Genomic DNA, 15826 nt, shown 5'->3' on the forward strand with positions numbered 1-15826 from the left:
CGTGGACATCGACATGAGTGCCCTGCGGGGCTTGGTGCGGGAGAAGGAGATCTCCTTCGACCTGCTGGTCGAGGCGATCGAGTCGGCCCTCCTCATCGCCTACCACCGCACCGAGGGAAGCCGCCGTCACGCGCGCGTGGAGCTCAACCGGGAGACCGGACATGTGACCGTGTGGGCGAAGGAGGACCCCGAGGACCTCGAGGAGGGGCAGGAGCCCCGCCCGTTCGACGACACCCCGTCCGACTTCGGCCGGATCGCCGCCACGACGGCCAAGCAGGTGATCCTCCAGCGTCTGCGCGACGCCGAGGACGACGCGACGCTCGGCGAGTACGCCGGCCGTGAGGGCGACATCGTCACCGGTGTGGTCCAGCAGGGGCGCGACCCGAAGAACGTGCTCGTGGACATCGGCAAGCTGGAGGCCATCCTGCCGGTGCAGGAGCAGGTCCCCGGCGAGACGTATCCGCACGGCATGCGCCTGCGGTCGTACGTCGTCCGGGTGGCGAAGGGCATGCGCGGCCCGTCCGTGACGCTCTCCCGCACCCACCCCAATCTGGTGAAGAAGCTCTTCGCCCTGGAGGTGCCGGAGATCGCCGACGGTTCGGTCGAGATCGCCGCCATCGCACGTGAGGCCGGTCATCGCACGAAGATCGCCGTCAGGTCCACCCGTTCGGGTCTGAACGCCAAGGGCGCCTGCATCGGCCCCATGGGCGGCCGGGTGCGCAACGTGATGGGCGAGCTGAACGGCGAGAAGATCGACATCGTCGACTGGTCGGACGACCCGGCCGAGATGGTGGCGAACGCGCTGTCCCCGGCCCGGGTCTCCAAGGTCGAGGTCGTCGACCTCGCGGCCCGCTCCGCGCGCGTGACGGTGCCGGACTACCAGCTGTCGCTGGCGATCGGCAAGGAAGGGCAGAACGCCCGGCTCGCCGCCCGGCTGACCGGCTGGCGCATCGACATCCGTCCGGACATCGAACAGCCCACCGAGTAGCCCGGCGGGTACGTCACCTGCCAGGTCACCCGGCGGCGCCGAGCGCGGAGGAATAGATCTCGGCCTGCCGGGGCTCAGATCACGACAGATGTAACGCGGCAACTGTTCGAATCCTGACCCAAAGGGGTGAGGTCGCCGCGGGGAGGTAGACTTAAGAGTGTCTGGCCGGACGCACACCGGAGCATGCCCTGAACGCACCTGTGTGGGGTGCCGGGAGCGGGCGGCCAAGACGGAGCTGCTGCGCATCGTGGCGATCAAGGACGCATGCGTCCCCGATCCACGCGGTACGCTGCCCGGCCGGGGTGCGTATCTGCATCCCGCCCCGGTCTGTCTCGACCAGGCGGTACGCCGCCGGGCGTTCACGAGGGCGTTGCGAGCCCCGGGAGCGCTCGACACAAAGGCGTTGCGCCAGTACGTCGAGCAGACGACCGTTGCCGAACAGGCAACACCGTAAGAAGGCGTCGCACGGAACCTCCGTGCGGCTCTGGTACCCCGCGAGTTGGAAGTAGGTCGAGATTGCGATGAGCACTCGATGAGCACGCGATGAGTACGCCCATGAAGTAGCGACGGTCCGGACACACCCGGACCTAAAAGGAGCGAAGTGGCTAAGGTCCGGGTATACGAACTCGCCAAGGAGTTCGGGGTTGAGAGCAAGGCCGTCATGGCCAAGCTCCAGGAACTCGGTGAATTCGTCCGTTCGGCGTCTTCGACCATCGAAGCGCCCGTTGTCCGCAAGTTGACAGATGCCTTCCAGGGCGGCGGCAAGCCCGCCCCGCGCAAGGCAGCCCCCAGGCCCGGCGCGCCCTCCCCGGCGCAGGCGGCCCGTCCGGGCCCGGCCGCACCTCGGCCGGCCGCCCCCAAGCCTCCCGCGGCGCAGACGCCCGCGGCTCCGGCGGCTCCCGCCGCCCCGGCCGCCTCGTCGGCCCCCGCGCCGGCGGCCTCCGGTCCGCGTCCGGGCCCCAAGCCCGCGCCGCGTCCGGCCCCGGCCGCCCCGGAGTTCACCGCTCCGCCGGCTGCTCCGGCCGCCCCCGCCGCTCCGGCCCAGTCGTCCGGCCCGCGGCCGGCCTCGCAGGGCCCGCGCCCCGGCGCGCCGCGCCCCGCCGGCCGCCCCGCGCCCGGTCAGGACCGTGGCGACCGCGGTGACCGTGGCGACCGCGGCGATCGTGGTGACCGCGGCCAGCGTCCGGCCGCCGCTCAGGGGCCGCGCCCCGGTGGCGCCGGTGCCCCGCGTCCGGGCGGTGCCCGTCCGTCGGGTCCGCGTCCGGGCAACAACCCCTTCACCTCCGGCGGCAACGCCGGCATGGCGCGCCCGCAGGCGCCCCGTCCGCAGGGCGCCCCGCGTCCCGGCGGCCCCGGTGGCGCTCCCGGCGCCGGTCCCCGTCCGCAGGGCCCCGGTGGCCAGGGCGGCGGTCCTCGTCCGCAGTCTCCGGGCGGCTCCCGTCCGTCTCCGGGCGGCATGCCCCGCCCGCAGGGCGCAGGCCCCGGCGGTCCGCGTCCCGGCGGCGGTCCCCGTCCCAACCCCGGCATGATGCCGCAGCGTCCCGCTGCCGGCCCGCGTCCCGGCGGTGGCCCCGGTGGCCGCGGTCCGGGTGGCGGCGGCGGTGCGGGTCGTCCCGGCGGCGGCGGTCGTCCCGGCGGCGGCGGCGGCTTCGCAGGTCGTCCGGCCGGTCCCGGTGGCGGTGCCCGTCCCGGTGGCGGCGGTTTCGCCGGTCGTCCCGGTGGCGGTGGCCCCGGCGGTGGCGGCGGCTTCGGTGGCGGCGGTGGCCGTCCCGGATTCGGCGGTCGTCCCGGCGGTCCCGGTGGCCGTGGTGGCACGCAGGGCGCCTTCGGTCGTCCCGGTGGTCCCGCGCGTCGCGGTCGCAAGTCGAAGCGTCAGAGGCGCCAGGAGTACGAGGCCATGCAGGCCCCGTCGGTCGGCGGCGTGATGCTGCCTCGCGGCAACGGACAGTCCGTCCGCCTGTCGCGCGGTGCGTCGCTCACCGACTTCGCCGAGAAGATCGGCGCCAACCCCGCGTCGCTCGTCGGCGTGATGATGAACCTCGGCGAGATGGTCACTGCCACGCAGTCCGTCTCCGACGAGACGCTGAAGCTCCTCGCGGACGAGATGAACTTCGTCCTCGAGATCGTCAGCCCCGAGGAGGAGGACCGCGAGCTGCTCGAGTCCTTCGACATCGAGTTCGGCGAGGACGAGGGTGGCGAGGAGTTCCTCGTCGCGCGTCCGCCGGTCGTGACCGTCATGGGTCACGTCGACCACGGTAAGACCCGACTGCTCGACACCATCCGCAAGACGAACGTCATCGCGGGCGAGGCCGGCGGCATCACGCAGCACATCGGTGCGTACCAGGTCGCCACCGAGGTCAACGGTGAAGAGCGCAGGATCACCTTCATCGACACCCCGGGTCACGAGGCGTTCACCGCCATGCGTGCCCGTGGTGCCAAGTCGACCGACATCGCGATCCTCGTGGTGGCGGCCAACGACGGTGTGATGCCCCAGACGATCGAGGCGCTGAACCACGCCAAGGCGGCCGACGTGCCGATCGTGGTCGCGGTCAACAAGATCGACGTCGAGGGCGCGGACCCGACCAAGGTGCGCGGTCAGCTCACCGAGTTCGGTCTGGTGGCCGAGGAGTACGGCGGCGACACGATGTTCGTCGACATCTCCGCCAAGCAGGGCCTCAACATCGAGAGCCTGCTGGAGGCCGTGGTCCTGACCGCGGACGCCTCGCTCGACCTGCGGGCCAACCCGGAGCAGGACGCGCAGGGCATCGCGATCGAGTCCCACCTCGACCGTGGCCGCGGCGCCGTCGCGACCGTCCTGGTTCAGCGAGGCACCCTGCGGGTCGGCGACACCATGGTGGTCGGCGACGCGTACGGCCGTGTCCGCGCGATGCTCGACGACAAGGGCGAGAACGTGGAAGAGGCGGGTCCCTCGACTCCGGTCCTCGTCCTCGGTCTCACCAACGTCCCGGGCGCCGGCGACAACTTCCTCGTCGTCGACGAGGACCGCACGGCCCGTCAGATCGCCGAGAAGCGCGCGGCGCGTGAGCGCAACGCCAACTTCGCCAGGCGTGGAGTCCGGTTCTCCCTGGAGAACCTGGACGAGGCGCTCAAGGCCGGTCTGGTGCAGGAACTCAACCTCATCATCAAGGGCGACGCGTCCGGTTCGGTGGAGGCTCTCGAGTCCTCGCTGCTCCAGCTCGACGTCGGCGAAGAGGTCGACATCCGCGTCCTGCACCGCGGTGTGGGTGCGGTCACCGAGTCGGACATCGACCTGGCGACCGGCTCCGACGCCATCGTCATCGGCTTCAACGTCCGTGCGGCCGGTCGTGCCGCGCAGATGGCGGAGCGCGAGGGCGTCGACGTCCGGTACTACTCGGTGATCTACCAGGCCATCGAGGAGATCGAGGCGGCCCTGAAGGGCATGCTGAAGCCGGAGTACGAGGAGGTCGAGCTCGGCACGGCGGAGATCCGCGAGGTCTTCAAGTCGTCCAAGCTGGGCAACATCGCCGGTGTCCTGGTCCGCTCGGGCGAGGTCAAGCGCAACACCAAGGCGCGCCTCATCCGCGACGGCAAGGTCATCGCGGAGAGCCTCACCATCTCCGGGCTGCGTCGCTTCAAGGACGACGTCACCGAGATCCGCGAAGGCTTCGAGGGCGGTATCAACCTCGGAAACTTCAACGACATCAAGATCGACGACGTCATCGCGACGTACGAGATGCGCGAGAAGCCGAGGGCGTAAGCGCCCAAGGTCCGTACCGGCCGGCGGGGGATCGCTCCCCGCCGGCCGGTACGGCGTCCGGCGGACGCATGAGCGAGGTAAAACCCCGTCGAGCCACCGCCCGGATCGTTGTACCGTTCGTGATGTCCCTGTCCCATGGACGGCAGGGCCATCGATCCCGTACCGGCGGGTGAACCGGTTACACATGTACGTGGGGACTCTGTCCTTCGACCTCCTCCTCGGCGACGTACGGTCGCTGAAGGAGAAGCGCTCCGTCGTCCGTCCGATCGTCGCCGAGCTCCAGCGCAAGTACGCGGTGAGCGCGGCCGAGGTGGACGACCAGGACCTCCACCGCAGGACCAGAATCGGTCTCGCCGTGGTCTCCGGTGACGCGGAGCATCTGACCGATGTACTGGACCGGTGCGAACGGCTGGTCGCCGCCCGCCCCGAAGTGGAGCTGCTGTCGGTCAGACGCCGCTTCCACGGCGAAGACGACTGACCGACCACAGAACGCAAGAGAAGAAGAAAGAACGGGAGACGGACCAGTGGCCGACAACGCGCGTGCCAAGAGGCTGGCGGACCTCATCCAGCAGGTGGTGGCCCAGAAGCTGCAGCGCGGGATCAAGGACCCGCGGCTCGGCTCCCACGTCACCATCACGGACACCCGGGTGACGGGTGACCTCAGGGAGGCGACGGTCTTCTACACGGTGTACGGGGACGACGAGGAGCGGGCGGCCGCGGCCGCCGGGCTGGAGAGCGCCAAGGGCGTCCTGCGCTCCGAGGTGGGCCGCGCGGCGGGCGTGAAGTTCACGCCGACGCTGGCCTTCGTCGCCGACGCCCTGCCGGACAACGCCCGCACCATCGACGACCTCCTCGACAAGGCGCGTGCCGCCGACGAGAAGGTCCGCGAGGTGTCCGCGGGTGCCGGGTACGCCGGCGATGCCGACCCGTACAAGAAGCCCGGTGACGAGGACGAGACGGACGACTCCGCCTGATGAACCGCAAGCAGACCCCGCCCGACGGCCTTGTCATCGTCGACAAGCCGTCGGGCTTCACTTCGCACGACGTCGTGGCGAAGATGCGCGGGATCGCCAGGACCCGCCGCGTCGGCCACGCCGGCACGCTCGACCCGATGGCGACGGGCGTCCTCGTCCTCGGCATCGAGAGGGCGACGAAACTCCTCGGGCACCTGGCGCTCACCGAGAAGGAGTACCTGGGCACGGTCCGGCTGGGCCAGACGACCCTGACCGACGACGCGGAGGGCGAGATCACGGGGTCCACGGATGCCTCGAAGGTCACCCGGGACGCGATCGACGCGGGCGTCGCCAAGCTGAGCGGCGACATCATGCAGGTGCCGTCCAAGGTCAGCGCCATCAAGATCAACGGCGTCCGCTCCTACAAGCGGGCCCGCGACGGCGAGGACTTCGAGATCCCGGCCCGCCCGGTCACCGTCTCCTCCTTCTCCGTGTACGACGTCCGTGACGCGGTCGCCGAGGACGGCACCCCGGTCCTGGACCTGGTCGTGTCCGTCGTCTGCTCCTCCGGCACCTACATCCGGGCCCTCGCCCGCGACCTGGGCGCCGACCTCGGCGTCGGCGGCCACCTCACCGCCCTGCGCCGCACCCGCGTCGGCCCCTACAAGCTGGACGCGGCGAAGACGCTCGACCAGCTCCAGCAGGAGTTCGGCGTGATGCCGATCGCCGAGGCGGCCACCGCCGCGTTCCCCCGCTGGAACGTGGACGCCAAGCGGGCCCAGCTGCTCACCAACGGAGTACGCCTGGAGATGCCCGACGCGTACGTCGGCGCGGGCGCCGTGGCCGTCTTCGATCCCGAGGGCCGGTTCCTGGCCCTGGTCGAGGAGCAGAAGGGCAAGGCGAAGAGCCTGGCCGTGTTCGGCTGAGCGGCGGGAGGCGCGTCGCGTGCTGCTGTCCGGCGGCGCGAGGCGCGTCGTGTGGTGCCCGTGGAGCGGCGAACACGGGGTTGTGCTGCGCCGCCGCTCCACGGTCCCCCCTCGGTTCCCCCACCCCTAGGGTGTATCCAGCGGCCCCCGTTCATTCACCCGTCCGGGCAGGCGCTCGGAGTGAATCCGGGGAGTGCAGGGGGGCGCGTTCGCCTCGTGATCTGTCCCGCTGATCATCCCGCCCCTACCGTCGGACACAGGGCACGCGGGCGCGGCGGGAGGTACCACGATGGCGGGACGAGGCCCGCGGACACCGCGGCACGACTCCCTGCGGGGCGTGACCCGGAACCGCCCGGCGGATCCCCCGGGCCCCCCGGATCCCATGGCTCTTCCGGACGCCCCGGATCCCCGGGACGAGGACTTCGCCCCGGACTTCGCCGCCGGCGTCGGCGTCGACGGTTCGCTCGTCCGGATCCGCGACCTCGCCGGCCGGCCGCGCGGCACCGGGTTCTTCGCCGACCACCATGGCACGGTCGTCACCAGTCACGAGGCCGTCGACGGCCTGTCCCGGCTCGTCGTGTACGCCGCCGGCGACCGCAGCTGCGTCGTGACCGACGAGGCGGTCGCCCCCCTGCCGGGACTCGACCTGGCTCTCGTCCGCACCGAGGGCCTAGGCGGGGTCCCGCTGCCGGTGACCGTGCGGGACGGCGTCGAGACCGGCCGGTACGTCCGGCTGGCCGCCGGCTGCTGGCGCGAGGCGCGGGTGCTGGCCGAGACGTCCGCGACGTACACGGCGACGGACCGCTTCCACCTCCTCGACGACGCTCTGGAGCTGGCGATCGGCACGGCGGGCCGGGACGCGCTGCGGCTCGGCGGTGGCGCGGCCGGGGGACCGGTCCTCGACGCGGAGACCGGCGCGGTCGTCGCCGTCCTCGGCACCGCGCTCCAGTCCGGCCACCGCGACGTCGGCTTCGCGGTGCCGCTGCGACCCCGGATCCGGACGACCGACGCCATTCCGGCGATCGACGATCTCCCGCCGACCGACGACAACTCCGCCGGGCTGCCGCCGAGCGACCACGTGAGCGACGGCGACGCGATGAGAGCGCCGCTCGCGGGAGCGGGTGAGGCTCTGGCGGGTGCGGGTGCGGGTGCGGGTGCGGGTGCGGGTGCGGGTGCGGGTGGCGCTTGCGGTGGTCGCGGTCGTGGCGAAGGCGGCGGTTCTGCGGGGACGGGGGCAGGGGCCTGGGCGGCCGGGATCGGGGCGGGGATTCCGGCCGACGGTCCGCTGGCCGAGCTGCTCGCGCGCAACGCGGCCACCGTGCCCGCCTACGGCGCCGACCTCAACCTGGCCGGTCTCCTCGAGCTCACCGTCACGTCGGTCGGCTCGGACGGCCCGCCCGGAGCGCTCTCCGGCCACTGCGGCCGCACCGCGACCGGCTCCCTCGCAGCCACCGCGGAACCGATCGAACGCGCCTTCCCGGCAGGGGAGTTCGCCGCCTTCGCAACGAGCCCGGCGGCCGTCCTCGGCCTCGTCGGCGCACCGGGCAGCGGCCGTACGACGGAACTCGCCGCCCTCGCTGCGCGCCGCGACCGGGGTGCGCGGCCGGCCCCCACCCTGTGGCTGCGCGGCGCCGACCTGAGGGCCGGGGACGACTCCCTCGCCGACGCGGCCCGCCGCGCACTGAGCCGCGCGGCACGCATCGTGGCGGCCTCGGGTTCGGGCCCGGACTCGGGTTCGGCCCCGGGCTCGGCAGCGGCTCCCGGGAGGGGGCCGGGGGCCGGGCTGTCCGCGGCGTCCGGGGCGGCCGGTCGGTCAGGGGAGGTCAGCCCCTGCGGCCTCGGTGATGTCACCCCCGAGCGGCTCGCCCGCCTCGCCCGGGCCGTCGGACGCCCCCTGCTGCTGCTTCTCGACGGGCCCGAGGAGATGCCCCCGGTCCTCGCGCACCGGCTCGCCGAGTGGACCGAGGGCACGGCCGAATGGTTGCGGGAGACGGGCACGCGGCTGGTGGTGGCGTGTCGGGGGGAGTACTGGGAACGGGCCGGCGCGGAGTTCCCGCCGGAGCTGCTGTACGGGGCCAGGGCGGCCGGGGACCCGCTCCCGCCGTGCGTCCGCCTCGGCGATCTCACCGCCGACGAGGCGCGCGAGGCCCGCGTCCGCTACGCCCTGCCCGAGGGCGCGCTCGCCGCCCCCGACGACCGGCACCCCCTCACCCTCCGCCTCCTCTCCGAGGTCTGTGCCGCCCTCCCCGGTCCGCAGTCCCCGGCGCCCGTCGACCGCGACGACGTCCTGTCCGCGTACCTCGACCTGATGTGCCTGCGGGTCGCGGTCCGTCTCGCCGCCGAGAACGGGCTGCGCGGGACCGCCGTACGCCGTCTCGCGGCGAAGGTCTCCGGCCAGGTGCACGAGGCCGCCCGCCGCAGCCTCGGACCAGGTCAGGGCGAACTGGACCGGGCGTCGTTCGAGGCGGTGTTCCCCTGGGGCCAGGCGCCGGCCCGCCTCGGTGGCGGTGTCGGCTGGGCGTCCGCCGTGCTCACCGAAGGCCTCCTCGTGCCCGCGGGCCGCGGCTACCGCTTCGCCCACGAGGAACTCGCCGACTGGATCCAGGGCATCCACCTCGACCTGGACGAGGCCCTGCGCGCCCTGGTCCACCGCCGTCGCGCGCCCGACGGGGGACATCCGCTGCCCGTCCCGCACCACCGGGTCGGTCCCGTCGTCCAGGCCCTGCTGCTCCTCGCCCGCCAACAGGGCCCGCACCGGCTCGCGCTGCGGCTGCGGGAGTTGGTCCACGCCCTGGACGCCGACCCGGAGTCGTGGTGGGCCGCCCGGCTGCTCACCGAGACCCTGCTGGGCGTCCCGGACGCGACGCCGTACACGGGCGTCCTGCGCCTGCTGGCGGACCTGATCGGCGCGGGGGCCCGGTCGCACGGCCGGTTCGTGGACTTCGGCCCCGCGTTCTGGACCGGGCTCGCCCTCCCCGCCGACGCCCGGCTCGACCTGCTGCGCCGTCTGGTCCTCGCCGACGGCGCCCCGCACGACGCGGACGCGCCCCGCCACCTCGACGCCGTCGCCCGGCTCCTCGCCGCCGACCCCACCGCCGTACAGCCGTGCCTCACCCACTGGTTCGACGACGAGCGGCCGCTGCCCGCGACCCCGCACGCCACGGTGGCGACGGCGGCGCAGGCGCTGCTGCACACCCACCGGCACCGGGGGCTGGACGACCTCACGGAGGCCCTCGTCGACTGTGCGCACCCCCGCGCCGACGAGCTGCTCGCCGTACTGGCGGAGGAGGAGCCGTCGGCGCTGTGCCGGGCCGTCGACCGCTGGTCGCACGACGAGCGGCCGCCCCGGCGGGCCGCGGCGATGACGTACGGACTGCGCGTCGCCCCCCACATCCGGACGGAGGCCGACCACCGGCTGCTGCGCTACGCGGCCCTCGTCCTGCTGGCCCGCCCCGCCGACCACGCCCTGCACGGTGGCGCGCTCGCGCTCCTCGTCCGGGACCCCGAGACCCGTTCCCGGCACCTGCCGCAGGCACTGGAGCGGTTCACGGCGGGGGACCCGCAGCTGCCGCCGAGCGCGCTGCTCGCCGCCCTGGGCACCCATCCCGAGCCGGTCCTGGACGCCTGCCGGTCCCGCCTGCACGGGCCCGACCGCGCGGACACCGGCAGGGTCCTGCGCGCCCTCGCCGACGTCACCACGCCCGCCCTGGCCCAGCGGGTCGCCGCCCTCGTCCGGGAGGCGGTGGAGCGCCGACCGGAGGCCGCCGGGCAGGTGGCCGCGTACGTCGACCGGCGCCTCGACCACGGCCCCGCCTCCCGGGCCGTCCTCCTGCCGCTGGTCACGGGACTGCTGGACGGCGGCGGGCCCGAACAGGTGCGGGCCGCGCTGGCCGGTGTACTGGCCGCCCCCGGCGCCCCGGAGTCCCGCCCGCTGCGTGACGAGCTGCTGGAGCACCTCCTCACCCACGAACGCGCCCCGGAGGTCCTGGACGCCGTACTGCACGGGGCCGCAGGGCGCGAGGGCGAGGATCTGCGGGCTCTCGTCCACCGCACCGGCCTGCTCCTGGTCCGCACCCCCGACGGCGCGACCCGCTTCGACCGCGGTCTGGTCGAGCTGGCCCGGCATGTCCCGGGCTTCGCCGCGCGGGTGGTGGACTGGCTCACGGACGCGCCGGGGGAGTGGGCGGTGGTGGTCGGCCCCAGCGCCCGCCGGACGATCGAGAACCTGGCGGGGGCGCGGGTGCCCGCGTGACGCGCCGTGCCGCGTCGCCAGGGTGGTCCGACCCCTGTGCCCAGACTCCCGTGGTCCGACTCCTGTGCCCAGACTCCCGTGGCTCGATTCCTGTGGTCCGACTCACGTGGGTCGGGTCACAGCCCCCATGCCGATGCGGGCCGGGAGCACCCGGCATGGCACCCTTAGTCCTGCGCAAGAGGCAATGGTAGATACGGACACGGGTTCGAGGAGCGGTCACAGTGCAGCGCTGGCGTGGCTTGGAGGACATCCCCGAGGACTGGGGACGCAGCGTCGTCACCATCGGGTCCTACGACGGGGTGCACCGCGGGCACCAGCTGATCATCCGGCACGCCGTGGACCGGGCCCGTGAACTGGGCGTTCCCGCCGTCGTCGTCACCTTCGACCCGCACCCCAGTGAGGTCGTCCGGCCCGGCAGCCACCCGCCGCTGCTCGCCCCGCACCACCGCCGCGCCGAGCTGATGGCCGAACTGGGTGTGGACGCGCTGCTGATCCTCCCCTTCACCACGGAGTTCTCGAAGCTGTCCCCGGCGGACTTCGTGGTCAAGGTCCTGGTCGACAAGCTGCACGCCAAGGCGGTCGTCGAGGGCCCCAACTTCCGCTTCGGCCACAAGGCGGCGGGCAACGTCGAGTTCCTCACCGAGCAGGGCAAGGTCTACGACTTCGACGTCGAGGTCGTCGACCTGGTGCTCTGCGGTGAGGCGGGCGGCGGGCAGCCGTTCTCCTCGACGCTGACCCGACGGCTGGTCGCCGAGGGCGATGTCGCGGGCGCAGGGGAGATCCTCGGCCGCCCGCACCGGGTCGAGGGGATCGTGGTGCGCGGGGCGCAGCGGGGACGGGAACTCGGTTTCCCGACCGCCAACGTCGAGACCCTGCCCCACACCGCGATCCCGGCGGACGGCGTCTACGCGGGCTGGCTGCACGCGAACGGCGAGGCGATGCCGGCCGCGATCTCCGTCGGCACCAACCCGCAGTTCGACGGGACCGAGCGCACGGTCGAGGCGTACGCCATCGACCGGGTCGGCCTCGACCTCTACGGCCTGCACGTCGCCGTCGACTTCCTCGCCTTCGTGCGCGGCCAGGCGAAGTTCGAGTCGCTGGACGGGCTGTTGGAGCAGATGGCCGAGGACGTGAAGCGCTGCAAGGAGCTGGTGGCGGCGCGCTAGCCGCCCCGCCCCCCGGTAAGACCGACGAACGCCGAAGGGCGGCCGGTGTCCCAGGACACCGGCCGCCCTTCGGCCTTTCACCGTTTCACTGCTGCGGAGGCTGCCCGGGCTGAGGGGCCTGGGGGGCCTGCGGGTAGCCGTAGCCGGCCGGGGGATACCCCGGGTTCTGCTGCTGTGGCGGCTGCGGCTGGGCGTACGGATCCTGCCCCGGCTGGGGTTGCGGCTGCGGATACGGCTGCCCCGGCTGCTGCTGCGGATACGGCTGGCCCTGGGGCTGACCCTGCTGCGGCGGGTACGGCTGCCCGGGGCCGGGCTGAGGCGCCTGCGGGTACGGCTGTCCCGGCTGCTGCGGCGGATACGGCTGCCCGGGCACCGGCTGGCCCGGCGTCTGCTGGCCCGGCATCGGCGGGGCGGCCACCGGCGGCGGGTTGCCGTCGCTGGTCCACAGGCCCTGGCGCTGCTGGTGGCGGATGAAGTCCTCCGCGACCATCGCCGTGAGGTTGAAGTACGCCTCCCGGACCTTCGGCCGCATCATGTCGAGGTCGACCTCGGCGCCCGCGGCCAGGTGCTCGTCGAACGGCACGACGACGACACCGCGGCAGCGGGTCTCGAAGTGCGACACGATGTCGTCGACCTTGATCATCTTTCCGGTCTCGCGCACCCCCGAGATGACGGTGATGGACCGCGAGACGAGCTCGGCGTATCCGTGCGCGGACAGCCAGTCCAGCGTCGTGCTGGCGCTGCTCGCACCGTCCACGGACGGCGTGGAGATGATGATGAGCTGGTCGGCGAGGTCGAGCACCCCGCGCATGGCGCTGTAGAGCAGACCGGTACCGGAGTCGGTGAGGATGATCGGGTACTGGTTGCCGAGCACGTCGATCGCGCGCCGGTAGTCCTCGTCGTTGAAGGTCGTGGACACGGCCGGGTCGACGTCGTTGGCGATGATCTCCAGGCCGGACGGCGCCTGGGAGGTGAACCGCCGGATGTCCATGTACGAGTTGAGGTACGGGATCGCCTGGACGAGGTCACGGATCGTCGCCCCGGTCTCGCGCCGCACCCGGCGGCCGAGCGTGCCGGCGTCCGGGTTGGCGTCGATCGCGAGGATCTTGTCCTGGCGTTCGGTGGCGAGGGTGGAGCCGAGCGCGGTGGTGGTCGTGGTCTTGCCCACGCCGCCCTTGAGGCTGATGACGGCGATCCGGTAGCAGGACAGCACCGGCGTGCGGATCAGCTCCAGCTTGCGCTGCCGCTCGGCCTCCTCCTTCTTGCCACCGAGCTTGAAGCGGGAGGGAGCGGCGGCGGGCCGCCCGCTCTTCGCCTTCTGCCTCTTGTTGTTGAGCAGCCGGTCGGAGGACAGCTCCACGGCGGCGGTGTAACCCAGCGGCGCCGCACCGGGGTTGACCGGCTGCCGCTGATCGTGCTGGATCGGCTGCGGCCAGGCGGCCCCGGCTCGGGGGTCGACGGGCGGCTGGTGCTGCTGGGGCGGCTGCGGACCCTGCGACGCGTCGGGAGCGGGCGCGTGCGGGGCATGCGGTGCCTGCGGATGGGGCTGCGGCTGGGGCTGGGGCTGCCCGGGGAAGCCCTGAGGCGGGCCTTGTGGGGCTCCCTGCGGGAACCCCTGGGAGGCGGCCGCCGGGGGCTGCCCGTCCGCCTGCTGAGGGATGCCGGGCTGCGGGAAGCCGGGGTGCGCCTGCGGCGCCTGCGGCTGTTGCGGCTGCGGCGCCGGGGGCTGAGGGAAGCCGTAGCCGCCGGGGGCGGCTGGTGCGTCGGCGGGCTGGGGGAAGCCGTAGCCGGCGGGTGCGTGGGCGTCGGCGGGCGGCTGGGGTGCCGGAGCGGCCGGTTGCGGCGCGGGGGTGGGTGCTGCGGGTCCCGTGTTCTGTTGGGGGAAGCCGTAGCCGCCGGGGGCGGGTGGCGCGTCGGTGGGGTGGGGGAAGCCGTAGCCGGCGGGTGCGTGGGCGTCGGCGGGCGGCTGGGGTGCCGGAGGAGCCGGTTGCGGCGCAGGGGCGGAGGCCGGAGCGCCACCGGGGTGCGGGAAGCCGTAGCCCGGCTGCGGGGCGGGAGGCTGCTGAGCCGCCGGGGCGGGAGCGGGGGGCTGGGGGAAGCCGTAGCCCGGCTGGGGTGCGGCCGGGGTCGGCTCCGGGGCCGGCGGGTTCCAGCCGACCGGCGCGGGCGGAGCTGCCTGCGGCTGGACGGGCGGGTGAGCGGGCGGCTGTTGGACAGGCGCCGCGGGCGCGGGAGCGTGCGCAGCGGCATCGGCGGGCTGCGGCTGGACCGGCCACTGGGCCGCCGGTGCGGGTGCCGCGGGCTGGTACGACGGCGGCAGCGGAGGCAGCTCGCCCTGCGGGGCCGGCGGAGGAGTCCAGGCGGGCTGCGCCGGGGGAGCGGGGTGAACGGCGTCCTGGGGCACGCTGTCCTGCGCCTCGGCGGGGTCGGTGGGGACGGCGTCCGAGGGCTCCTCGACGACGGGCGCCGACTGCGGGGCCGCGTCCTCGGTGACGGCGGCGCCCTCGGGTGCGGGACCCGTCACGTCCTGGGCGTGCTGGGCGTCCTGGATCGCCGCATCGTCGCTCGCGGGAGCCTCGGGGGCGCCTTCCCCGCCCGGTGCGGTACCGCTTTCGTCGGCCGTACCGTCGGCGGGGGCTTCTGCCAGGGCCTCGGTCTCGGCACCGGTCTCGGTGGCAGCGGCCGCAGCCTCGTTGCCGTCCGATACGCCCGCATCGGCGGATGCGTCTGCCGCATGCGCGGCCTCGGAGGGCACAGAGCCGGGCGAGGGGGACTCGGCGGCCTCGGCCTCCTGCTCCGCGGGCGTCTCGGGCTCGGCCTGTACGGCAGCGGCGTGCTCCGCGATCTCCCGCTTGAGGGCGGCCGCGGAGAAGCGCATGGTCGCACCGCTCTCCAGGTCCCCGTTCCCGGAACCGCTCTCCTCGTCACCCGCCGAAGCCCCCGCGGCCCCCCACTGGGCCGCGGCTTGATGCTGGTGAGGCTGCGGTTGTTGCTGTGGCTCGAATCCGCTGCCTGCCGGAAGGCCCGGCACGGCGACCGACCCCGCGCCGGGAGGCGCGGCGGGAGCCGCAGGAGCGGGCGGGGCGGGCGGCGCCGGAGGAGCCACCGGAGTGACCGGCGCTCCCGGTGCGGCCAGGGGGAAGCCCCCGTCCGGCACGGGGGGTGCAGCCGGAGCGAACGGAGCCTCAGGCATCGGCGGTGCCGGGGGTGCGGCTGGGGTGAACGGAGCGTCCGGCGTGGGCGGTGCCGGGGGTGCGGCTGGGGTGAACGGAGCGTCCTGCGCTGCCGGGGGTGCTGGTGGCGTGAACGGAGCGTCCGGCGCAGGCGGAGCGACCGGCGCTGCGGGCGTACCCGTCGCCCCCGTGCCGACTTCCGCGCCTGCTCCCGGCCCTGGGTTCGCGCCGGGTGTCACCCCGGGTCCCGCGCCGGGTGCCGGACCCGGCCCGCCGCCCGTGTTCTGCGTGTACCAAGCCGGCGGCGCGTAGTCGATGGTGAACTCGCCCGTCGCCTCGACGGCGGACTCCGCGTCGGGCTGGTCATCGCCGGGTGTGGCCCAGCCCCCGCGGATCCCGTCCCGATCGCTGCTCACAATTCCTCCTGGTTGGTCGAGCACCCTCATGCCGTGCCGGGGCGACCGTTCGCTTCTGTCGTTCTTGAGTGGTTCGAGGCCGTCTGACGTCGTCCGATGCGGCTTTCCCCCGGGAGACGCCGACGTCCACCCCATGGTTTCCGGCATCGCGCCCCGTACCAGCCTAATCATCAGACGGCCCACCTCGGCAGGCCCGCCCACTCCTCAGCACCA

General features: G+C 73.9%; 9 protein-coding genes. 8 read left to right on the plus strand and 1 reads right to left on the minus strand.

The window, feature by feature from the left end; genetic code table 11:
* The first annotated feature begins 1 nt into the window (after window position 1).
* The 8 genes from nusA (at window position 2) to OG736_RS31540 (ending at window position 12024) form a co-directional block, all read left to right on the plus strand.
* A complete protein-coding gene (gene nusA / locus OG736_RS31505) occupies window positions 2-988 on the plus strand; it encodes a transcription termination factor NusA (protein ID WP_171399834.1) in 987 nt (328 codons plus the stop codon).
* Window positions 989-1145: 157 nt separating this feature from the next.
* Window positions 1146-1442 carry a YlxR family protein gene (locus tag OG736_RS31510; RefSeq protein ID WP_078615640.1) on the plus strand — a complete coding sequence of 99 codons (297 nt, stop codon included), beginning with the start codon at window positions 1146-1148 and terminating at the stop codon, window positions 1440-1442.
* Window positions 1443-1589: 147 nt separating this feature from the next.
* Window positions 1590-4727: a translation initiation factor IF-2 gene (gene infB / locus OG736_RS31515; RefSeq protein WP_327185375.1), complete on the plus strand. Its 3138-nt coding sequence runs from the start codon at window positions 1590-1592 to the stop codon at window positions 4725-4727.
* A gap of 184 nt (window positions 4728-4911) precedes the next feature.
* Window positions 4912-5205 carry a DUF503 domain-containing protein gene (locus tag OG736_RS31520; RefSeq protein WP_020128606.1) on the plus strand — a complete coding sequence of 98 codons (294 nt, stop codon included), beginning with the start codon at window positions 4912-4914 and terminating at the stop codon, window positions 5203-5205.
* A 46-nt stretch (window positions 5206-5251) separates the two neighbouring features.
* The gene (gene rbfA / locus OG736_RS31525) at window positions 5252-5701 is read left to right on the plus strand and encodes a 30S ribosome-binding factor RbfA (RefSeq protein WP_054239652.1); all 450 of its coding nucleotides are present in this window, start codon (window positions 5252-5254) and stop codon (window positions 5699-5701) included.
* Window positions 5701-6606, plus strand: coding sequence for a tRNA pseudouridine(55) synthase TruB (gene truB, locus OG736_RS31530; protein ID WP_327185376.1), 906 nt, complete (start codon window positions 5701-5703; stop codon window positions 6604-6606). The genes rbfA and truB overlap by 1 nt, the downstream gene beginning before the upstream one ends.
* Before the next feature lie 382 nt (window positions 6607-6988).
* The gene (locus OG736_RS31535; protein ID WP_442817097.1) at window positions 6989-10858 is read left to right on the plus strand and encodes a trypsin-like peptidase domain-containing protein; all 3870 of its coding nucleotides are present in this window, start codon (window positions 6989-6991) and stop codon (window positions 10856-10858) included.
* A gap of 221 nt (window positions 10859-11079) precedes the next feature.
* A complete protein-coding gene (locus OG736_RS31540; RefSeq protein ID WP_054239650.1) occupies window positions 11080-12024 on the plus strand; it encodes a bifunctional riboflavin kinase/FAD synthetase in 945 nt (314 codons plus the stop codon).
* Window positions 12025-12109: 85 nt separating this feature from the next.
* On the opposite strand, the gene OG736_RS31545 is transcribed toward OG736_RS31540, so the two are convergent.
* Window positions 12110-15643, minus strand: a complete 3534-nt coding sequence (locus OG736_RS31545) for an SCO5717 family growth-regulating ATPase (RefSeq protein WP_442817098.1) — start codon at window positions 15641-15643, stop codon at window positions 12110-12112.
* Window positions 15644-15826: the final 183 nt, after the last annotated feature.

Origin of the sequence: Streptomyces sp. NBC_01334 (genome assembly GCF_035983595.1) — a bacterium.
GTDB classification, from domain to species: domain Bacteria; phylum Actinomycetota; class Actinomycetes; order Streptomycetales; family Streptomycetaceae; genus Streptomyces; species Streptomyces coriariae.